A 15376-nucleotide genomic window follows, 5' to 3' on the forward strand; every position below is an offset into this window, starting at 1 on the left:
GGCTCAGCCGCGGCTGCGGGCCTGCTGGCGGAACTGGCGCGGGGTCACGCCCACGTCCTGCCGGAAGCGGCGGCTGAAATAGGCCTCGTCATGGAAGCCGCTCTGGTGCGCGATCTCGCGGATCAGCGTGTCGGAGCCGGTCAGCAGCTCGCGCGCATGCTCCAGGCGCCGTTCGGTCAAGAGCTCGGTGAAGGTGCGTCCGGTCTGCTTCTTGAGCAGGTGGGCCAGGTAGTTGGGCGACAGCGCCACGGCCGCTGCCGTGTCGGTGAGCGCAATGTCCTCGTGCGAATGCTCGCGCAGGTGGCGCAGCGCGCGCTGCAACGCATCGTGGTGCACGCCGCCCTGCCGGTGGTGGCGCGCGGCCTGGGCGTGCAGGTCGGCAGCAAAGCGCGCGCAGACCAGGCCCAGCAGCTGCAGCAGGGTGCCGCGGATGCTGGCCGCCGAACCCAGCGTGCGCGGCTGGTTGTAGGCCACCAGCGCATCGAGCCACTGGCGGATCTGCGCAAAGTCCTCGGGGCTGAAGGTGAAATCCAGCTGCTCCTGGAACAGAAAGGGCGCGAGCTCCGGGTGCTGCGCCATGGCCACGTCCTCCAGGTCGAGCGCGGGCACGTCGAGCTCGGGCCAGAGAAAGCGCTGGTCGAAATTGATGATGGCGTAGCGCGCGCCCACCGGGTGCGGCACCACGTGCATGCGGTAGGGCAGCACAAAGCTCAGCGTGCCCGTGCCGAAGGGCCTGGTGGCCGTGCCCACCACCTGCTGGTCACCGCCTTCGAGGCTCACCTGGATCTGGAAATACTCGTGCCGGTGCGGCCGGCTGAGCACGTCGCGCGCGCCCTGGAAGCGGATGTCGAAATCCAGGTGCTCGGCACGCTCCTGCATGCCGTACAGGCGGGCATGGGCGTTGGGACGGGGCGGCGAGGGCATGCGCCCATGGTAGCTGCTGGCGCAGTGGTGGCCCAGTCCGGTTTGGCCGTAGATGCGTGCAAGTTGCGCCCGCCAAGCGCACCAACAATCCATGGCGCATCACTACAAGAACCCAAGGAGACAAGACACCATGGACCAACCCCGACGCAATATCTTGACCCATTCCGCCCTCCTCGCCACCGGCGCCGTTGCCGGCTGCGCCCTGCCCGCAGGCGCCAGCAAGGCCGCCGCCACCCCCTTCGACCTGCCGCAGACCACCATCCCCATCGTAGGCAGCGACCAGGTGTTCCCCGTACGCCGCGTCTACTGCATCGGCCGCAACTACGCCGCCCACGCGCGCGAGATGGGCTCGGACCCGACGCGCGAACCGCCCTTCTTCTTCCAGAAGCCGGCCGACGCGATCCAGTTCGTGCAGCCCGGCGTGGTGGCCGACCATGCCTACCCCACGCTCACCAAGAACTACCACTACGAGGTGGAACTGGTCGTGGCCCTCGCCAAGGGCGGGCGCGACATTCCGGTCGAGAAGGCGCTGGACCACGTGTTCGGCTATTCGCTGGGCCTGGACATGACGCGCCGCGACCTGCAGCGCGAAATGGGCGACCAGAAGAAGCCCTGGGAGATCGGCAAGGCCTTCGACCAGTCTGCGCCCGTGGGCCCGCTCTACCCGGTGAGCCAGGTGGGCCACATCACCAGCGGCGATATCTGGCTCAAGGTCAACGGCACGACCAAGCAAAGCGCCACGCTGCAGCACATGATCTGGTCGGTGGCCGAGCAGATCAGCCGCCTGTCGCGCGCCTTCGAGCTCAAGCCCGGCGACATCATCTACTCGGGCACGCCCGAGAACGTGGGCCCGGTCGTGAAGGGCGACGAGATCGAGATCCACATCGACCGCTTTCCGAACCTGAAACTCCGCATTGTTTGATGCCCCCTGGGGCGCTGCGCGCCCCAAGGAGGATTGCGCCACTGAATTCAGCCGGGCGCCTGCCCTGCATAGTCCGAGTGCAGGTCGAACACCAGGGTGCGCAGCCACTGGTTGGCGGGGTCCTTGTGGTACTTGGCATGCCAGAACAGGTTGATGGCAATGCGCGGCAGCTTCACCGGATGCGGCCGCGCCACCAGCCCGAAGGGCGCCACCATGCGCGCGGCCAGCCGTTCGGGCACGGTGGCGATGAGGTCGGAGGACTGCAGGATGTGGCCGATGGCCACGAAGTGCGGTACCTGGAGCTTCACGCGCCGCTGGGGCGCGTGGCGGTCCAGGATCTCGTCGACCTGGCCGTGGCCCGTGCCGGTCGAGACGATGGCCACATGCTCGGCCGCAAAGAAGTCGGCCACGCGCAGCGGGCGGCGCTGCGCCAGCCGGTGGCCCTGGCGCAGCAGCACCACATAGTCCTGCTCAAACAGCCGGCGCTGGAAGAAGCCGGCCTTGAGCTGCGGCAACAGGCCGATGGCCAGGTCCACCTGGCCGGCCTCCATCGCATCCTTGAGGTTGACCGCGGTGTTGCGCACCGTGCTGATGGCTACGCCCGGGGCCATCTCACCGATACGCTGCATGAGCTGCGGCAAAAAATAGATCTCGCCGATATCGGTCATGCCCACGGTGAAGCTGCGCTGGCTGCTGGCGGGGTCGAAGGCGTTGCGCGCATTCACCGCGCCATGGATCATGCCCAGCGCATAGCCCACCGATTCGGCCAGTTGCTCGGCAAACGGCGTGGGCTGCATGCCGCTGGCGGTGCGCAGGAACAATGGGTCGTCGAACTGCCGGCGCAGCCGCGCCAGCGCATTGCTCACCGCGGGCTGGCCCAGGCCCAGGTTCTCGGCCACCTTGGAGACCTTGCGCTCGGCCAGCAGCTGGTTGAAGACCACCAGCAGGTTGAGGTCGATGTCCTTGAGTTCCATGGCGGGTCCCGCGAATATTGATTTCAATGATATTCAACATTCACCCCATCGCGTTGACTGATTTTCGGGTGCCCTGGATCATCCGTCGCACAAGAACATTGCGACGACAAGAGACAACGCACGATGGAAATCCATGTCCGCCCACTGGGGCGCACCCTGCATGTCGCCCCCGGCGTGAACCTGCTGGAGGCGCTGCGCGCCCATGACGTACCGGTGTCGTACAGCTGCATGGCCGGGCGCTGCGGCACCTGCCGCTGCAAGGTGGTGCAGGGTACGGTGCTCGATGCCGGCCGCGAGCTGCAGCGCCCACCGGCCGTGGGGGCGGATGAAGATGGCCATGTCCTGGCCTGCCAGACCTTTGTGACCGAACCCTGCACGGTGGAGATCGCCGAGCCCGACGAGGTGGTGGTGCACACGGCGCGCACGCTCAAGGCCACGGTGCTCGCCATCGAGGACGCCACGCACGACATCAAGCGCATTCGCCTGCAGCCCGCCAAGCCGCTCGACTTTTCTCCGGGCCAGTACGCACAGCTGCAGTTCACGCCCGCGCATGCGCGCCCCTATTCCATGGCCGGGCTGGCCGGCGATGGCGCGCTGGAGTTCCACGTGCGGCTGGTGCCCGAGGGGCGCGTCACCGGATACATCGCCCAGGATCTGAAGGTGGGCGACGCCGTGCGCGTGAGCGGCCCGCTGGGGTCTGCCTACCTGCGCCGCCGGCACGAAGGCCCCATGCTCTGCGTGGCGGGCGGCACGGGCCTGGCGCCCATCCTGTCCATCGTGCGCGGCGCGCTCGCGGCGGGCATGCAGAGTCCGGTGCACCTGTACTTCGGCGTGCGCTCGGAACGCGACGTCTACGGCATGGACTGGCTGGCCGCGCTGCAGCGCGCGCACCCCGCCCTCACGGTGCACACCGTGCTGGCCTCGGGCCGTGCCCCGGGCTCCCGCAGCGGCCTGGTCACCGAGGCCATCGCCGCGGACTGGCCAAGCCTGGCCGGCTTTCGCGCCTACCTGTGCGGCGCGCCCCCGATGGTCGAGGCCACCGCGCTGCTGGTGCGCCGCCTGGGCGTCCTTCCCGCGCACATCTACGCAGATGCCTTTTACGCGAGCGGAACCTGACCGCTCAAGGAAGCTCCATGGAACAGCCCCGCACCCACTCCGCCGAAACCCTGACCGCGCGCAAGGCCTACTACGAGCGCATCGGCGGCGACAGCATGACCCCGCTGTGGGAGGTGCTGGGCGCGCTGGTTCCGCCCCGGCCGCGTTCGCCCGCCGTGCCGCACCACTGGTCCTATGCGGCCGTGCGCGACCAGGTGATGGAGGCGGGCCGGCTGATCAGCGCCGAGGAGGCCGAGCGCCGCGTGCTGATCCTGGAGAACCCGGGCCTGCGCGGGCAGTCGTGCATCACGCAGTCGCTGTACGCGGGGCTGCAGCTCATCCTGCCGGGCGAGGTGGCGCCCGCGCACCGCCACACCCAGTCGGCCCTGCGCCTGGTGCTGGATGGCGACGGTGCCTACACGGCGGTGAACGGCGAGCGCGTGACCATGCGCCGCGGCGACTTCATCATCACCCCGGCCTGGACCTGGCACGACCACGGCAACCTGGGCAGCGAGCCCGTGGTCTGGCTCGACGGGCTCGATATTCCGCTGGTGCGCTTTCTGGACGCGGGCTTTGCCGAAAAATCTATCGCGAAGTCGCAGGGCGTGGAGCGGCCTGAGGGCGATGCCCTGGCGCGCTACGGCGCGAACATGCTGCCCGTGGACGAAGAAAGCCCGCGCCCGGGCGATCCGACCCGGCTCTTTCTCTACCCCTACGCCCAGACCCGCGCGGCGCTGCAGACCCTGGCCCAAGGCATGCCCGATGCGCACCTGGGCTTCAAGCAGCGCTTCGTGAACCCGGCCACGGGCGCATCGCCCATGCCCACCCTGGGCACCTTCGCCCAGTACCTGCAGGCCGGTTTCGCCACCCGCCCCTGCCGCTGCACCGATGGCACGGTGTACGTCTGCCTGGAGGGCGGCGGCGAGGCCGAGATCGAAGGCCAGGTGATCCCCTTCGAGGAGCGCGATGTGTTCGTGGTGCCCTCCTGGCACACGCTGGCGCTGCGCGCGCGGGCTGACACCGTGCTCTTCTCGTACTCCGACCGCCCCGTGCAAAAGGCCCTGGGCCTGTGGCGCGAAGAGCGGCTCTGACGCGGCCCCAAAAGAAACAAGCAAACAAGGAGACAGACATGAGCAGCGACCCCAGCACGGTCTTTCCGGCACAGGCCCGGTGGGAGGGCCCGGGCACCAGCCGCATTCCCTTCAAGGTCTACACCGACGAGGAACTGCACCGCAAGGAACTCGAGCGCTTCTTCTACCAGAAGCACTGGTGCTACGTGGGCCTCGAAGCCGAGATACCGAACGCCGGTGACTTCAAGCGCACAGCGATCGGCGAGCGCTCTGTCGTCATGGTGCGCGATGCCGAGGGCGGCATCAACGTGATCGAGAACGTCTGCGCCCACCGGGGCATGCAGTTCTGCCGCGAGCGCTCGGGCAACCGCAAGGAGCTGGTCTGCCCCTACCACCAGTGGAACTACACCTTGAAAGGCGAGCTGCAGGGCGTGCCGTTTCGCCGCGGTGTGAAGCAGGATGGCAAGGTCCATGGCGGCATGCCGGCCGACTTCAACCCGGCCGACCATGGGCTCAACCGGCTCAAGGTGGCCACGCGCGGCGGTGTGGTGTTCGCATCCTTCGACCACACGGTGGAACCGTTCGAGGATTTCCTCGGGCCCGAGATCCTCTCCTACTTCGACCGCCTGTTCAACGGCCGCCCGCTCACCCTGCTGGGCTACAGCCGCCAGCGCATTCCCGGCAACTGGAAGCTGATGCAGGAGAACATCAAGGACCCCTACCACCCCGGGCTGCTGCACACCTGGTTCGTGACCTTCGGGCTCTGGCGCGCGGACAACAAGAGCGAGCTCAAGATGGATGCGCACCACCGCCATGCGGCCATGGTGTCCACGCGCGGCCAGGCGGGCAAGGCCGGCCAGGTCACACAGGTGTCGAGCTTCAAGGAAAGCATGCAGCTCGAAGACCCACGCTTCCTCGATATCGTGCCCGAGCCCTGGTGGGGCGGACCCACGGCGGTGATGATGACCTTGTTCCCCAGCGTCATCCTGCAGCAGCAGGTCAACAGCGTCTCCACGCGCCATATCCAGCCTGCGGGCCATGGCGCCTTCGACTTCGTGTGGACGCACTTCGGCTTTGCAGACGACACCGAGGAGATGACCCAGCGCCGCCTGCGCCAGGCCAACCTGTTCGGGCCGGCAGGATTCGTCTCGGCCGACGACGGCGAGGTGATCGAGTTCTCGCAGCAGGGCTTCGAGCAAAAGCCCTTTCACCGCGCACTGGCCGAGCTGGGCGGGCGCGATGTCGGGGACACCGACCACATGGTGACCGAAACGCTGATCCGCGGCATGTACCAGTACTGGCGTGAAGTGATGGAGGACTGAGATGGATTTCCCCACCTACTATGCCCTGACCCAGCTCTACGCCGACTACGCCAGCGCCGTGGATTCGGGCGACTGGGACCTGTGGCCCGGCTTCTTCACCGAGGACTGCAGCTACCGCCTGCAGCCGCGCGAGAACCATGAGCGCGGCTTTCCGCTGGCCACCCTGTCGTTCGAGAGCAAGGGCATGCTGCGGGACAGGGTCTACGGCATCAAGGAGACCCTGTTCCACGACCCCTACTACCAGCGCCACATCATCGGCGCGCCCGTGGTGCGCCGGGTGGAGGGCGAGCGCATCCACTGCGAAGCCAACTACGCCGTGCTGCGCACCAAGCTGTCGCAGGCGTCCACGGTGTTCAACACCGGGCGCTACATCGACGAGGTGGTGCACACGCCAGAGGGCCTGAAGTTCGCGAAGAAGCTCGCTGTCTTCGACAGCGAAATGATCCCCAACTCGATCATCTACCCCATTTAGTCCGCTGAAACGGAGAAATCGACTATGCGTGAGGGTCTGACAGGGCCGCAATCTAGGCGGCGGGCGCAGTCGGGTTGCACACCCGGCGAGCACGGCAACGACGAGTGCGGCCCTGCCAGGCCCTCACCCTTCGGGCCGGGGTGGCAGCAGGCGCATCGCGGCGTTGCGGTCTTTGCCAAGGCGACCAGCCTTGGCTGCAGCCCGCGCCTTGCGCTGCACCCGCTGCCACCCCGGCGCACAGCCGATTTCTCCGTTTCAGTGGACTAGGACACCGACCATGAGCACCGACACCACCACCCTGCAATGGACCGATGCGGCCGCCTTCGATGAGGTGCCGCAGGACGATGTCATCGGCCTGGCCGTGGACGGCCGCGACATCGCGCTCTACGGCGTGGACGGCAGCGTCTACGCCACCGACAACCTGTGCACCCACGGCCATGCGCGCCTGTGCGACGGATTCCTGGACGGGCACGAGATCGAGTGCCCGCTGCACCAGGGCAAGTTCGACGTGCGCAGCGGCGCGCCCACCTGCCAGCCCGTGACCGAGGCGGTGCGCACCTACCCGGTGCGCATCGACGGCGGCCGGGTGTATCTGGCGCTCGGCTAAGGCCTATCATTCCGCCCATGGACCGCATTCTCTATACCTACTTCCGCAGCTCGGCCGCCTACCGGGTGCGCATCGCCCTTCACCTCAAGGGCCTCACGGCCACGCAGATCCCCGTGCACCTGGTGCGCGACGGGGGCGAGCAACTGAAGCCCGAGTACAAGGCCATCAACCCGCAGGGCCTGGTGCCGGTGTTCGGCGAAGACGGCATGCGCGTGAGCCAGTCGCTGGCCATCCTCGAATACCTGGAAGAGACATACCCCGGCACGCCGCTGCTGCCCGCCAACGCCGCCGACCGCGCGCGCGTGCGCCAGCTCGCGCTGGTGGTGGCCTGCGAGATCCACCCGCTCAACAACCTGCGCGTGCTCAAGTACCTGAGCGGCACGCTGGGTGTGCCCGAGGCCGCCAAGAACGACTGGATCAAGCACTGGATCGCCGAGGGCTTTGCGGCGCTGGAGACCGAACTCACCGCCGCCGGCAGCGGCGCCGGGCAGTTCTGCTTTGGCGACACGCCCACCCTGGCCGACTGCTGCCTGGTGCCCCAGATCTTCAACGCCCGCCGCTTCGAGGTGGACCTGTCGCCCTACCCCACGCTCGTGGCCATCGACGCGCGCTGCCAGGCGCTGCCGGCCTTCCAGCAGGCGCACCCCTCGGCACAGCCGGACGCCCAGTAACCGGGATCAGCGCACCGGGTTGGCCTCCAGCCAGGTGCGCAGGCGGCGCACGCCCTCGACCAGGCGCGCCGGGTCTTGCGAGGCAAAGCACCAGCGCAGCCAGCCCTGCGCCTCGGCGCCGAAGGCATTGCCAGGGGCCAGGCCCAGGCCGGCCTCGGCCACCAGGCGCTTGGCCAGGGCCAGCGAATCGGCGACGCCCTCGATCTGGAAGAAGGCGTACATGCCGCCGCGCGCCGCCGCCACTTTCACGCCCGGCACCTGGGCCAGGAGCGGCACCAGCGTGTCGCGGCAGGTCTGCAGATGGGCCACCACGCGCGGCGTGATCTCGGCACTGTGCTCCAGCGCGGCCAGGCCCGCGCGCTGGGTGAACACGCTGGCGCACGAGGTGTTGAACTCGATGACCTTGGCGATGCCGTCCACCAGCGCGGGTGGCAGCACCAGCCAGCCCAGGCGCCAGCCGGTCATGAGAAAGCTCTTGGAAAAACTGTGCGCCACCACCAGCCGGTCGTCGGGGCGGGCGATGTCCAGGAAGCTCGGCGCGCAGCGGTTCTCGGTGGGCTCGTAGTACAGGCGCTCGTAGACCTCGTCGGCCAGGATCCAGGTGCCCGTGCTGCGGCAGTGGTCCAGGATGCGCTGCTGCTCCGCGCGCGTGAGCGTCCAGCCCGTGGGGTTGTTGGGCGCGTTGAGGATGAGCAGCCGGGTCTTGGCGGTCACGGCCTGGCACAGCGCATCCAGGTCCAAGCCCCATTGCCCGTCGGTGGCCGTGAGCGGCAAGGTGCGCACCCGCGCGCCCAGGATCACCGGCTGCGCCACCAGGTTGGGCCACACGGGCGTGACCACCACCACCTCGTCGCCCGCATCCACCAGGGTTTGCACGGCCAGCATGAGCGCGCTGACCCCGCCGGAGGTGATCGCGATGCGGCCCGCGTCCACCGCCGGGTGCAGGGCGCTGGTGTAGCGCGCCACCGCTTCGCGCAGCGCGGGCAGGCCCAGGTTGTGGCTGTAGAAGGTCTCGCCGCGCTGCAGCGATGCGATGGCCGCGTTGCGCACCACCTCGGGCGTGACCTCGTCGCTCTCGCCGAACCAGAAGGCCAGCACATCGTCGCGGCCCAGGCCGGCATTGGCGACCTCGCGGATCATGGAAGGTTCAAGGGTCTCTATGGTCTCACGCATGGTCGGAAAAAGCGGTGCGCCCGCAGCAAATCGGTGAAGGACCCACAAGCGTAGCCTCTTTTCGCCCGCCCACTGCGCTACGCGTCAATCGCCGTGCATGAAACTGGCGCGACCGAGGCCAGTGCCCCCGCGCAAGGGCCGCCCCGCCGCGCTGGGGGCGTCCCCCTCCCGACTCGCGCAGCGAGTCGAGAGAGGGGTGAAGGCGCGAAGCGCCTCAGGGGGTGCTTCATTTCAAGGTGCTTGATCGCCACCCTGTATTTCCCACCAGCGCTCCCCCATCTGCTGCTGCAGCCATTCGATGAAGCTCACCACCTTGGCCGGCACCATGCGCGGCGAGGGGTAGACGGCATGGATCTCCTGCGGCGGCAGGGTCCAGCCGGGCAGCAGGGGCACGACGGCACAGCCTTCGAGCGAACTGTGCGCCACATAGGTTGGCAGCGCCGCAATGCCCATGCCGCCGCGCGCGGCGGCCAGCAGCGCCGAGAGGTTGTTGGAGCGCAGCGGGCCCGCCACCGGCACCGCATGCGCCACGCCCGTGCCGTTGCTGAAGTGCCAGCGCGCATCGCCCTGCACGGTGCTGTAGATCAGCGCATCGTGCCGCGCCAGGTCTTCCGGCGTGGCTGGCATGCCGTGCTGCGCCAGGTAGCCGGGCGAGGCCACCAGCACCCAGGGGTTGAGCCCCAGGTAGCGTGCCCCCAGCGTCGAATCGGCCAGGCGCCCCATGCGGATGGCGACGTCGATGCCCTGCTCCACCAGGTTCACATAGCGGTCCTCGAAGACCAGGTCGATCTGCAGGCGCGGGTTCTCGCGCATGAAGCGCATCACCAGCGGCACCAGCACGCGCCGCCCGAAGGCCACCGAGGTGCTGATGCGCAAGCCCCCCTGCACCTGCGATTGCAGCAGCGCGGCCACGGTCTCGGCCTCTTCGACATGGTGGGTGATGAGCTTGCACTTGTCGTAGTACAGGCGGCCGATCTCGGTGGGCGAGACGCCGCGCGTGCTGCGGTGCAGCAGGCGCGAGCCCAGCTGCTTTTCGAGCTGGGCCACGAGCTTGGTGGCCGAGGGCTGGCCCACGCCCATCTCGGCCGCGGCCTTGCTGAACGAGCCCAGGTCGACCACACGCACGAACAGTTTGACTCCGAGAAGGCGATCCATGGAATCGATTATGGGCAGCGCCCTGCCGCCGATTGCATTCCAAAAGGGAATAACGCTAATGCCCTGGATGCGGGTTCCGGGCCGCGGCCATTGGGCGGAGCATCCAGTCCATCACTTTCGCAAACCCCTGACAGGAGACCCCGCAATGGCAAAGATGAAGGCCGCCATGGCCGCCGTTCTGGTGATGGAAAAGGAGGGCATCACCCAGCTCTTCGGCGTACCCGGCGCAGCGATCAACCCGCTGTACGCCGCGCTGCGCGAACGCCAGTCGCTCACCCACATCCTGGCGCGCCACGTCGAGGCCGCCTCGCACATGGCCGAGGGCTACACCCGCGCCAAAGCCGGCAACATCGGCGTGTGCGTGGGCACCAGCGGGCCGGCCGGCACCGACATGGTCACGGGACTGTACTCGGCCAGCGCCGACAGCATTCCCATCCTGTGCATCACCGGCCAGGCGCCGCGTGCCCGCCTCTACAAGGAAGACTTCCAGGCGGTGGACATCGAATCCATTTCCAAGCCGGTCACCAAGTGGAGCGTGACGGTGCGTGAGCCCGCCCTGGTGCCGCGCACCTTCCAGCAGGCCTTCCACCTGATGCGCTCGGGCCGCCCCGGGCCGGTGCTGATCGACCTGCCCTTCGACGTGCAGATGGCCGAGATCGAGTTCGACATCGACACCTACGAGCCGCTGCCGGTTTACAAGCCCGCAGCCACGCGCAAGCAGGTGGAGAAGGCGCTGGACATGCTGGAAGCCGCCGAACGCCCGCTGATCGTGGCCGGCGGCGGCATCATCAACGCCGACGCAGCCGACCTGCTGGTGGAGTTTGCCGAGCTGACCGGCGTGCCCGTGATCCCCACACTCATGGGCTGGGGCACCATCCCCGACGACCACCCGCTCATGGCCGGCATGTGCGGCCTGCAGACCAGCCACCGCTACGGCAACGCCACCTTGCTGGCCAGCGACTTCGTGATGGGCATCGGCAACCGCTGGGCCAACCGGCACACGGGCTCGCCCGAGGTGTACTGCAAGGGCCGCACCTTCGTGCACATCGACATCGAGCCCACGCAGATCGGTCGCGTGTTCAATCCCGACTTCGGCATCGTGAGCGATGCGCGCGCCGCGCTGCAGCTGCTGGTGCAGGTGGCGCGCGAGCGCCGGGACGCGCGCGGCCTGCCCGAGCGCAGCGACTGGGCCGGCCGCTGCGCCGAGCGCAAGGCGCTGATGCACCGCAAGTCGCACTTCACCGAAACGCCCATCAAGCCCATGCGCGTGTACGAGGAGATGAACGCCGCCTTCCCGCGCGACACCGTCTACGTGAGCACCATCGGCCTGAGCCAGATCGCCGGCGCGCAGTTCTTGCATGTCTACGGCCCGCGCCAGTGGATCAACTGCGGCCAGGCCGGCCCGCTGGGCTGGACCATTCCCGCCGCGCTGGGCGTGGTGGCGGCCGACCCCACGCGCACGGTGGTGGGCCTGTCGGGCGACTACGACTTCCAGTTTTTGATGGAAGAGCTGGCCGTGGGCGCGCAGTTCAACCTGCCCTATGTGCAGGTGCTGGTGAACAACAGCTACCTGGGCCTGATCCGCCAGGCGCAGCGCGGCTTCGACATGGACTACTGCGTGCAGCTCGCGTTCGAGAACCAGAACGTTCCGCCCGGCGAGGGCGACCTGCGCGGCTACGGCGTGGACCACCAGACGGTGGTGCAGGGCCTGGGCTGCCGCTGCCTGCGTGTGACCGACCCCGAGCAGATCGCCGGCGCCCTGAAGGAAGCCCAGGCCCTGGCGCGCGAGCACCGGGTGCCGGTGGTGGTGGAGGTGATCCTGGAGAAGGTCACCAACATCGCCATGGGCACCGAGATCGACCAGGTCAAGGAGTTCGAAGACATCGACTGCCGCCACCCCGGCGGCCGCGCCGGGCTGGAACTCGCCGGCCTGCTCGACTGAACAGATTCGCAAGGAGACACCCACATGCCCCGCTTTGCCGCCAACCTGACCATGCTCTTCACCGAGCTGCCCTTCATCGACCGCTTCGGCGCCGCCGCGCGCGCCGGCTTCACGGCCGTCGAATTCCTGTTTCCCTATGCCTGGCCGGCCGAGGAGATCCGCGCCCAGCTCGATGCCCATGGCCTGCAGCTGGTGCTGCACAACCTGCCCGCAGGCGACTGGGGTGCGGGCGAGCGCGGCATCGCCTGCCTGCCCGGGCGCGAGGCCGAGTTCCGCGAAGGCGTGGCCCAGGCCATCGCCTATGCCCATGCCCTGGGCGTGCAGCAACTCAACTGCCTGGCCGGCAAGGCCCCCGAGGGGGCAGACCCCGCACTGCTGCGCCGCACGCTGGTGGAGAACCTGCGCTTTGCCGCGCAGGAACTGCGCCAGGCCGGGCTGCGCCTCTTGGTCGAGCCCATCAACACCTACGACATCCCCGGCTTCTTCGTGAACACCACGGCCCAGGCACTCTCCCTGCTGGACGAGGTGGATGCCAGCAACGCCTTCGTGCAGTACGACATCTACCACGCGCAGCGCATGGAGGGCGAGCTGGCCGCCACGCTGCAGAAACACCTGCCGCGCATCGGCCACATCCAGCTGGCCGACAACCCGGGCCGCAACGAGCCGGGCACCGGTGAAATCAACTACGCCTGGCTGTTCCAGCACATCGACGCCATCGGCTACACGGGCTGGATCGGCTGCGAATACAAACCCGCCACCACCACCGAGGCCGGCCTGGGCTGGCGCGAAGCCCTGACCCACGCATGATTTTCAAGGACACACCGCAATGACCACCACCTCCCTCAAGATCGGTTTCATCGGCCTCGGTACCATGGGTGCGCCCATGGCGCAGCACCTCATCCAGGCCGGCCACCAGCTCTTCGTGTACACCCGGGGCCGCGTGCCGCCCGCCATTGCCGAGAGCCGCGCCACCCAGTGCGTGACGGCGCGCGGCGTGGCCGAGCGCGCCGACATCATCTTCACCATGGTGCCCGACACCCCGCATGTCGAGGACGCGCTGTTCAGCGAGAGCGGCGTGGCCGCGGGCCTCAGCAAGGGCAAGACCGTGGTGGACATGAGCTCCATCTCGCCCATTGCGACCAAGGACTTCGCGGCCCGCATCAATGCCCTGGGTTGCGACTACCTGGATGCGCCGGTCTCGGGCGGCGAGGTCGGCGCGAAGAACGCCACGCTGTCCATCATGGTGGGCGGGCCCGAGGCGGCTTTCGCACGCGTCAAGCCCCTGTTCGAGCTGATGGGCAAGAACATCACCCTGGTGGGCGGCAACGGCGACGGGCAGACCGCCAAGGTGGCCAACCAGATCATCGTGGCGCTCAACATCGAGGCCGTGGCCGAGGCCCTGGTGTTCGCCGCCAAGGCCGGCGCCGACCCGGCGCGCGTGCGCCAGGCGCTGATGGGCGGGTTTGCGTCCTCCAAGATCCTCGAAGTGCATGGCGAGCGCATGCTGCGCCGCACCTTCGATCCCGGCTTTCGCATCGAGCTGCACCAGAAGGACCTGAACCTGGCCCTGGCCAGCGCGCGCGCCCTGGGCGTGGCCCTGCCCAACACCGCCACCGCGCAGGAGCTGTTCAACAGCTGCGTGGCGCAGGGCGGCGCGGCCTGGGACCACTCGGCCCTGGTGCGCGCGCTGGAGACCCTGGCGCATTTCGAGATCGGCCAGGCGGCCGCACGCTGATGGCAGCGCAGCAGGCGCTGCTGCGCCGCATGTTCGACGCCGCCATCGCCAGCGCCCAGCCCGCGCTGTGCGTGCCGCCGCACCTGCCGTCTCCCGCGGACCTGGGCACAGGCCGCCTGGTGGTGATCGGCGCAGGCAAGGCATCGGCGGCCATGGCACGCGCGGTGGAGGACCACTGGGGCGGTCCCATCAGCGGCCTGGTCGTCACGCGCTATGGCTATGCCGTGCCCTGCCAGCGCATCGAGATCGTGGAGGCCGCCCACCCGGTGCCCGATGCGGCCGGCCTGGCCGCTGCGCAACGCATGCTCGGCACCGTGGCCGGCCTGCGCGAGGACGACCTGGTGCTGTGCCTGGTCTCGGGCGGCGGCTCGGCCCTGCTGCCCCTGCCGCTGCCCGGCATCACCCTGGCCCTGAAGCAGGAGGTGAACCGCGCGCTGCTGCAGTCGGGCGCCACCATCGCCGAGATGAACTGCCTGCGGCGCCACCTCTCTGCGATCAAGGGCGGGCGGCTGGCGCTGGCCTGCCACCCGGCGCGCGTGCTCACGCTGCTGCTGTCGGACGTGCCGGGCGATGCGCCCATGGACATCGCTTCGGGCCCCACCGTGGGCGACCCCACGACCTGTGCCGATGCACTGGACATTGCACGCCGCCATGGCATCGCGCTACCGCCCGCAGTGCGCGAACTGCTGGAGTCCGGCCGCGGCGAATCGCCCAAACCCGACCACCCGCACCTGGCCCGCAGCGAGGTGCGCATGGTGGCCACGCCACAGATGGCGCTGGAAGCAGCGGCGCAGGTGGCGCGCGAGGCCGGCTACACGCCCTACATCCTGGGCGATGCACTGGAGGGCGAAGCGCGCGATGTGGGCCGGGTGCTCGCGGGCATCGCGCTGCAGGTGGCGCAGCGCAACCAGCCCTTTGCCACGCCCTGCGTGCTGCTCTCGGGTGGGGAGACCACGGTGACGGTGCGCGGCGACGGGCGCGGCGGGCGCAATGTGGAATGCCTGCTGTCGATGGCGCTGGCGCTGCAGGGCCACCCGCGCATCCATGCACTGGCGGGCGATACCGATGGTGTGGACGGGCAGGAGGAGATTGCGGGCGCACAGCTCACCCCCACCACGCTGCAACGCGCGCAGGCCCTGGGCATCCGTCCCGCCGATGCGCTGGCGCGCAACGATGGCCATGGCTTCTTCGGTGCACTGGGCGACGCGGTGGTGACCGGGCCCACAATGACCAATGTGAACGATTTCCGTGCCATCGTGATCGACGCGGGGTGAATGTCCGATTCTGATCCTCGGTCGTCTTGCGCGCGCATGG

15 protein-coding genes are annotated in these 15376 nt (G+C 68.7%); 11 read left to right on the top strand and 4 right to left on the bottom strand.

The features are described from left to right. Nucleotides 1-3 precede the first annotated feature (3 nt). Complete coding sequence (locus tag AC3WOH_RS17855) at nucleotides 4-924, bottom strand: helix-turn-helix transcriptional regulator (protein ID WP_492230632.1); 921 nt, start codon at nucleotides 922-924, stop codon at nucleotides 4-6. Between the two features lie 130 nt (nucleotides 925-1054). Here AC3WOH_RS17855 and AC3WOH_RS17860 point away from each other — a divergent pair, with 130 nt between their 5' ends. Continuing rightward, entirely contained in the window at nucleotides 1055-1846 is a 792-nt protein-coding gene (locus AC3WOH_RS17860) for a fumarylacetoacetate hydrolase family protein (RefSeq protein ID WP_492230633.1), read from the top strand. Nucleotides 1847-1893: 47 nt separating this feature from the next. On the opposite strand, the gene AC3WOH_RS17865 is transcribed toward AC3WOH_RS17860, so the two are convergent. Beyond that, nucleotides 1894-2820, bottom strand: a complete 927-nt coding sequence (locus AC3WOH_RS17865; RefSeq protein WP_492230635.1) for a LysR family transcriptional regulator — start codon at nucleotides 2818-2820, stop codon at nucleotides 1894-1896. A gap of 123 nt (nucleotides 2821-2943) precedes the next feature. Between AC3WOH_RS17865 and AC3WOH_RS17870 the strand changes: the two genes are divergently transcribed. The 6 genes from AC3WOH_RS17870 to maiA all read left to right on the top strand — a co-directional run bounded on the left by AC3WOH_RS17870 (nucleotide 2944) and on the right by maiA (nucleotide 8057). After that, a complete protein-coding gene (locus AC3WOH_RS17870) occupies nucleotides 2944-3936 on the top strand; it encodes a 2Fe-2S iron-sulfur cluster-binding protein (RefSeq protein ID WP_492230637.1) in 993 nt (330 codons plus the stop codon). Nucleotides 3937-3953: 17 nt separating this feature from the next. Then, nucleotides 3954-5006 carry a gentisate 1,2-dioxygenase gene (gtdA, locus tag AC3WOH_RS17875; RefSeq protein WP_492230639.1) on the top strand — a complete coding sequence of 351 codons (1053 nt, stop codon included), beginning with the start codon at nucleotides 3954-3956 and terminating at the stop codon, nucleotides 5004-5006. Nucleotides 5007-5044: 38 nt separating this feature from the next. Beyond that, nucleotides 5045-6307: an aromatic ring-hydroxylating dioxygenase subunit alpha gene (locus AC3WOH_RS17880; RefSeq protein WP_492230640.1), complete on the top strand. Its 1263-nt coding sequence runs from the start codon at nucleotides 5045-5047 to the stop codon at nucleotides 6305-6307. A 1-nt stretch (nucleotide 6308) separates the two neighbouring features. Next, nucleotides 6309-6779: an aromatic-ring-hydroxylating dioxygenase subunit beta gene (locus AC3WOH_RS17885; RefSeq protein ID WP_492230642.1), complete on the top strand. Its 471-nt coding sequence runs from the start codon at nucleotides 6309-6311 to the stop codon at nucleotides 6777-6779. Nucleotides 6780-7056: 277 nt separating this feature from the next. Beyond that, nucleotides 7057-7386 (top strand): non-heme iron oxygenase ferredoxin subunit, encoded by a 330-nt coding sequence (locus AC3WOH_RS17890; RefSeq protein ID WP_492230644.1) that lies wholly within the window; start codon nucleotides 7057-7059, stop codon nucleotides 7384-7386. A gap of 17 nt (nucleotides 7387-7403) precedes the next feature. Beyond that, on the top strand, nucleotides 7404-8057 hold the full coding sequence (gene maiA / locus AC3WOH_RS17895; RefSeq protein ID WP_492230646.1) for a maleylacetoacetate isomerase: 654 nt from the start codon (nucleotides 7404-7406) through the stop codon (nucleotides 8055-8057). A 6-nt stretch (nucleotides 8058-8063) separates the two neighbouring features. Here the strand turns inward: maiA and AC3WOH_RS17900 are convergent, their stop codons facing one another. Then, a complete protein-coding gene (locus AC3WOH_RS17900; RefSeq protein ID WP_492230648.1) occupies nucleotides 8064-9278 on the bottom strand; it encodes a pyridoxal phosphate-dependent aminotransferase in 1215 nt (404 codons plus the stop codon). A gap of 183 nt (nucleotides 9279-9461) precedes the next feature. Continuing rightward, the gene (locus tag AC3WOH_RS17905; protein WP_492230650.1) at nucleotides 9462-10385 is read right to left on the bottom strand and encodes a LysR family transcriptional regulator; all 924 of its coding nucleotides are present in this window, start codon (nucleotides 10383-10385) and stop codon (nucleotides 9462-9464) included. Nucleotides 10386-10530: 145 nt separating this feature from the next. Here AC3WOH_RS17905 and gcl point away from each other — a divergent pair, with 145 nt between their 5' ends. The 4 genes from gcl to AC3WOH_RS17925 are packed head-to-tail and all read left to right on the top strand — an operon-like array spanning nucleotide 10531 to nucleotide 15336. Next, a complete protein-coding gene (gene gcl / locus AC3WOH_RS17910) occupies nucleotides 10531-12327 on the top strand; it encodes a glyoxylate carboligase (RefSeq protein WP_492230652.1) in 1797 nt (598 codons plus the stop codon). A 24-nt stretch (nucleotides 12328-12351) separates the two neighbouring features. Further along, the gene (gene hyi / locus AC3WOH_RS17915) at nucleotides 12352-13134 is read left to right on the top strand and encodes a hydroxypyruvate isomerase (protein ID WP_492230654.1); all 783 of its coding nucleotides are present in this window, start codon (nucleotides 12352-12354) and stop codon (nucleotides 13132-13134) included. 19 nt (nucleotides 13135-13153) lie between these two features. After that, the gene (gene glxR / locus AC3WOH_RS17920; RefSeq protein WP_492230655.1) at nucleotides 13154-14062 is read left to right on the top strand and encodes a 2-hydroxy-3-oxopropionate reductase; all 909 of its coding nucleotides are present in this window, start codon (nucleotides 13154-13156) and stop codon (nucleotides 14060-14062) included. Beyond that, a complete protein-coding gene (locus AC3WOH_RS17925; RefSeq protein ID WP_492230656.1) occupies nucleotides 14062-15336 on the top strand; it encodes a glycerate kinase type-2 family protein in 1275 nt (424 codons plus the stop codon). The genes glxR and AC3WOH_RS17925 overlap by 1 nt, the downstream gene beginning before the upstream one ends. Nucleotides 15337-15376 lie beyond the last annotated feature (40 nt).

Source organism: Acidovorax sp. FW305-C-20-28 (assembly GCF_058783375.1).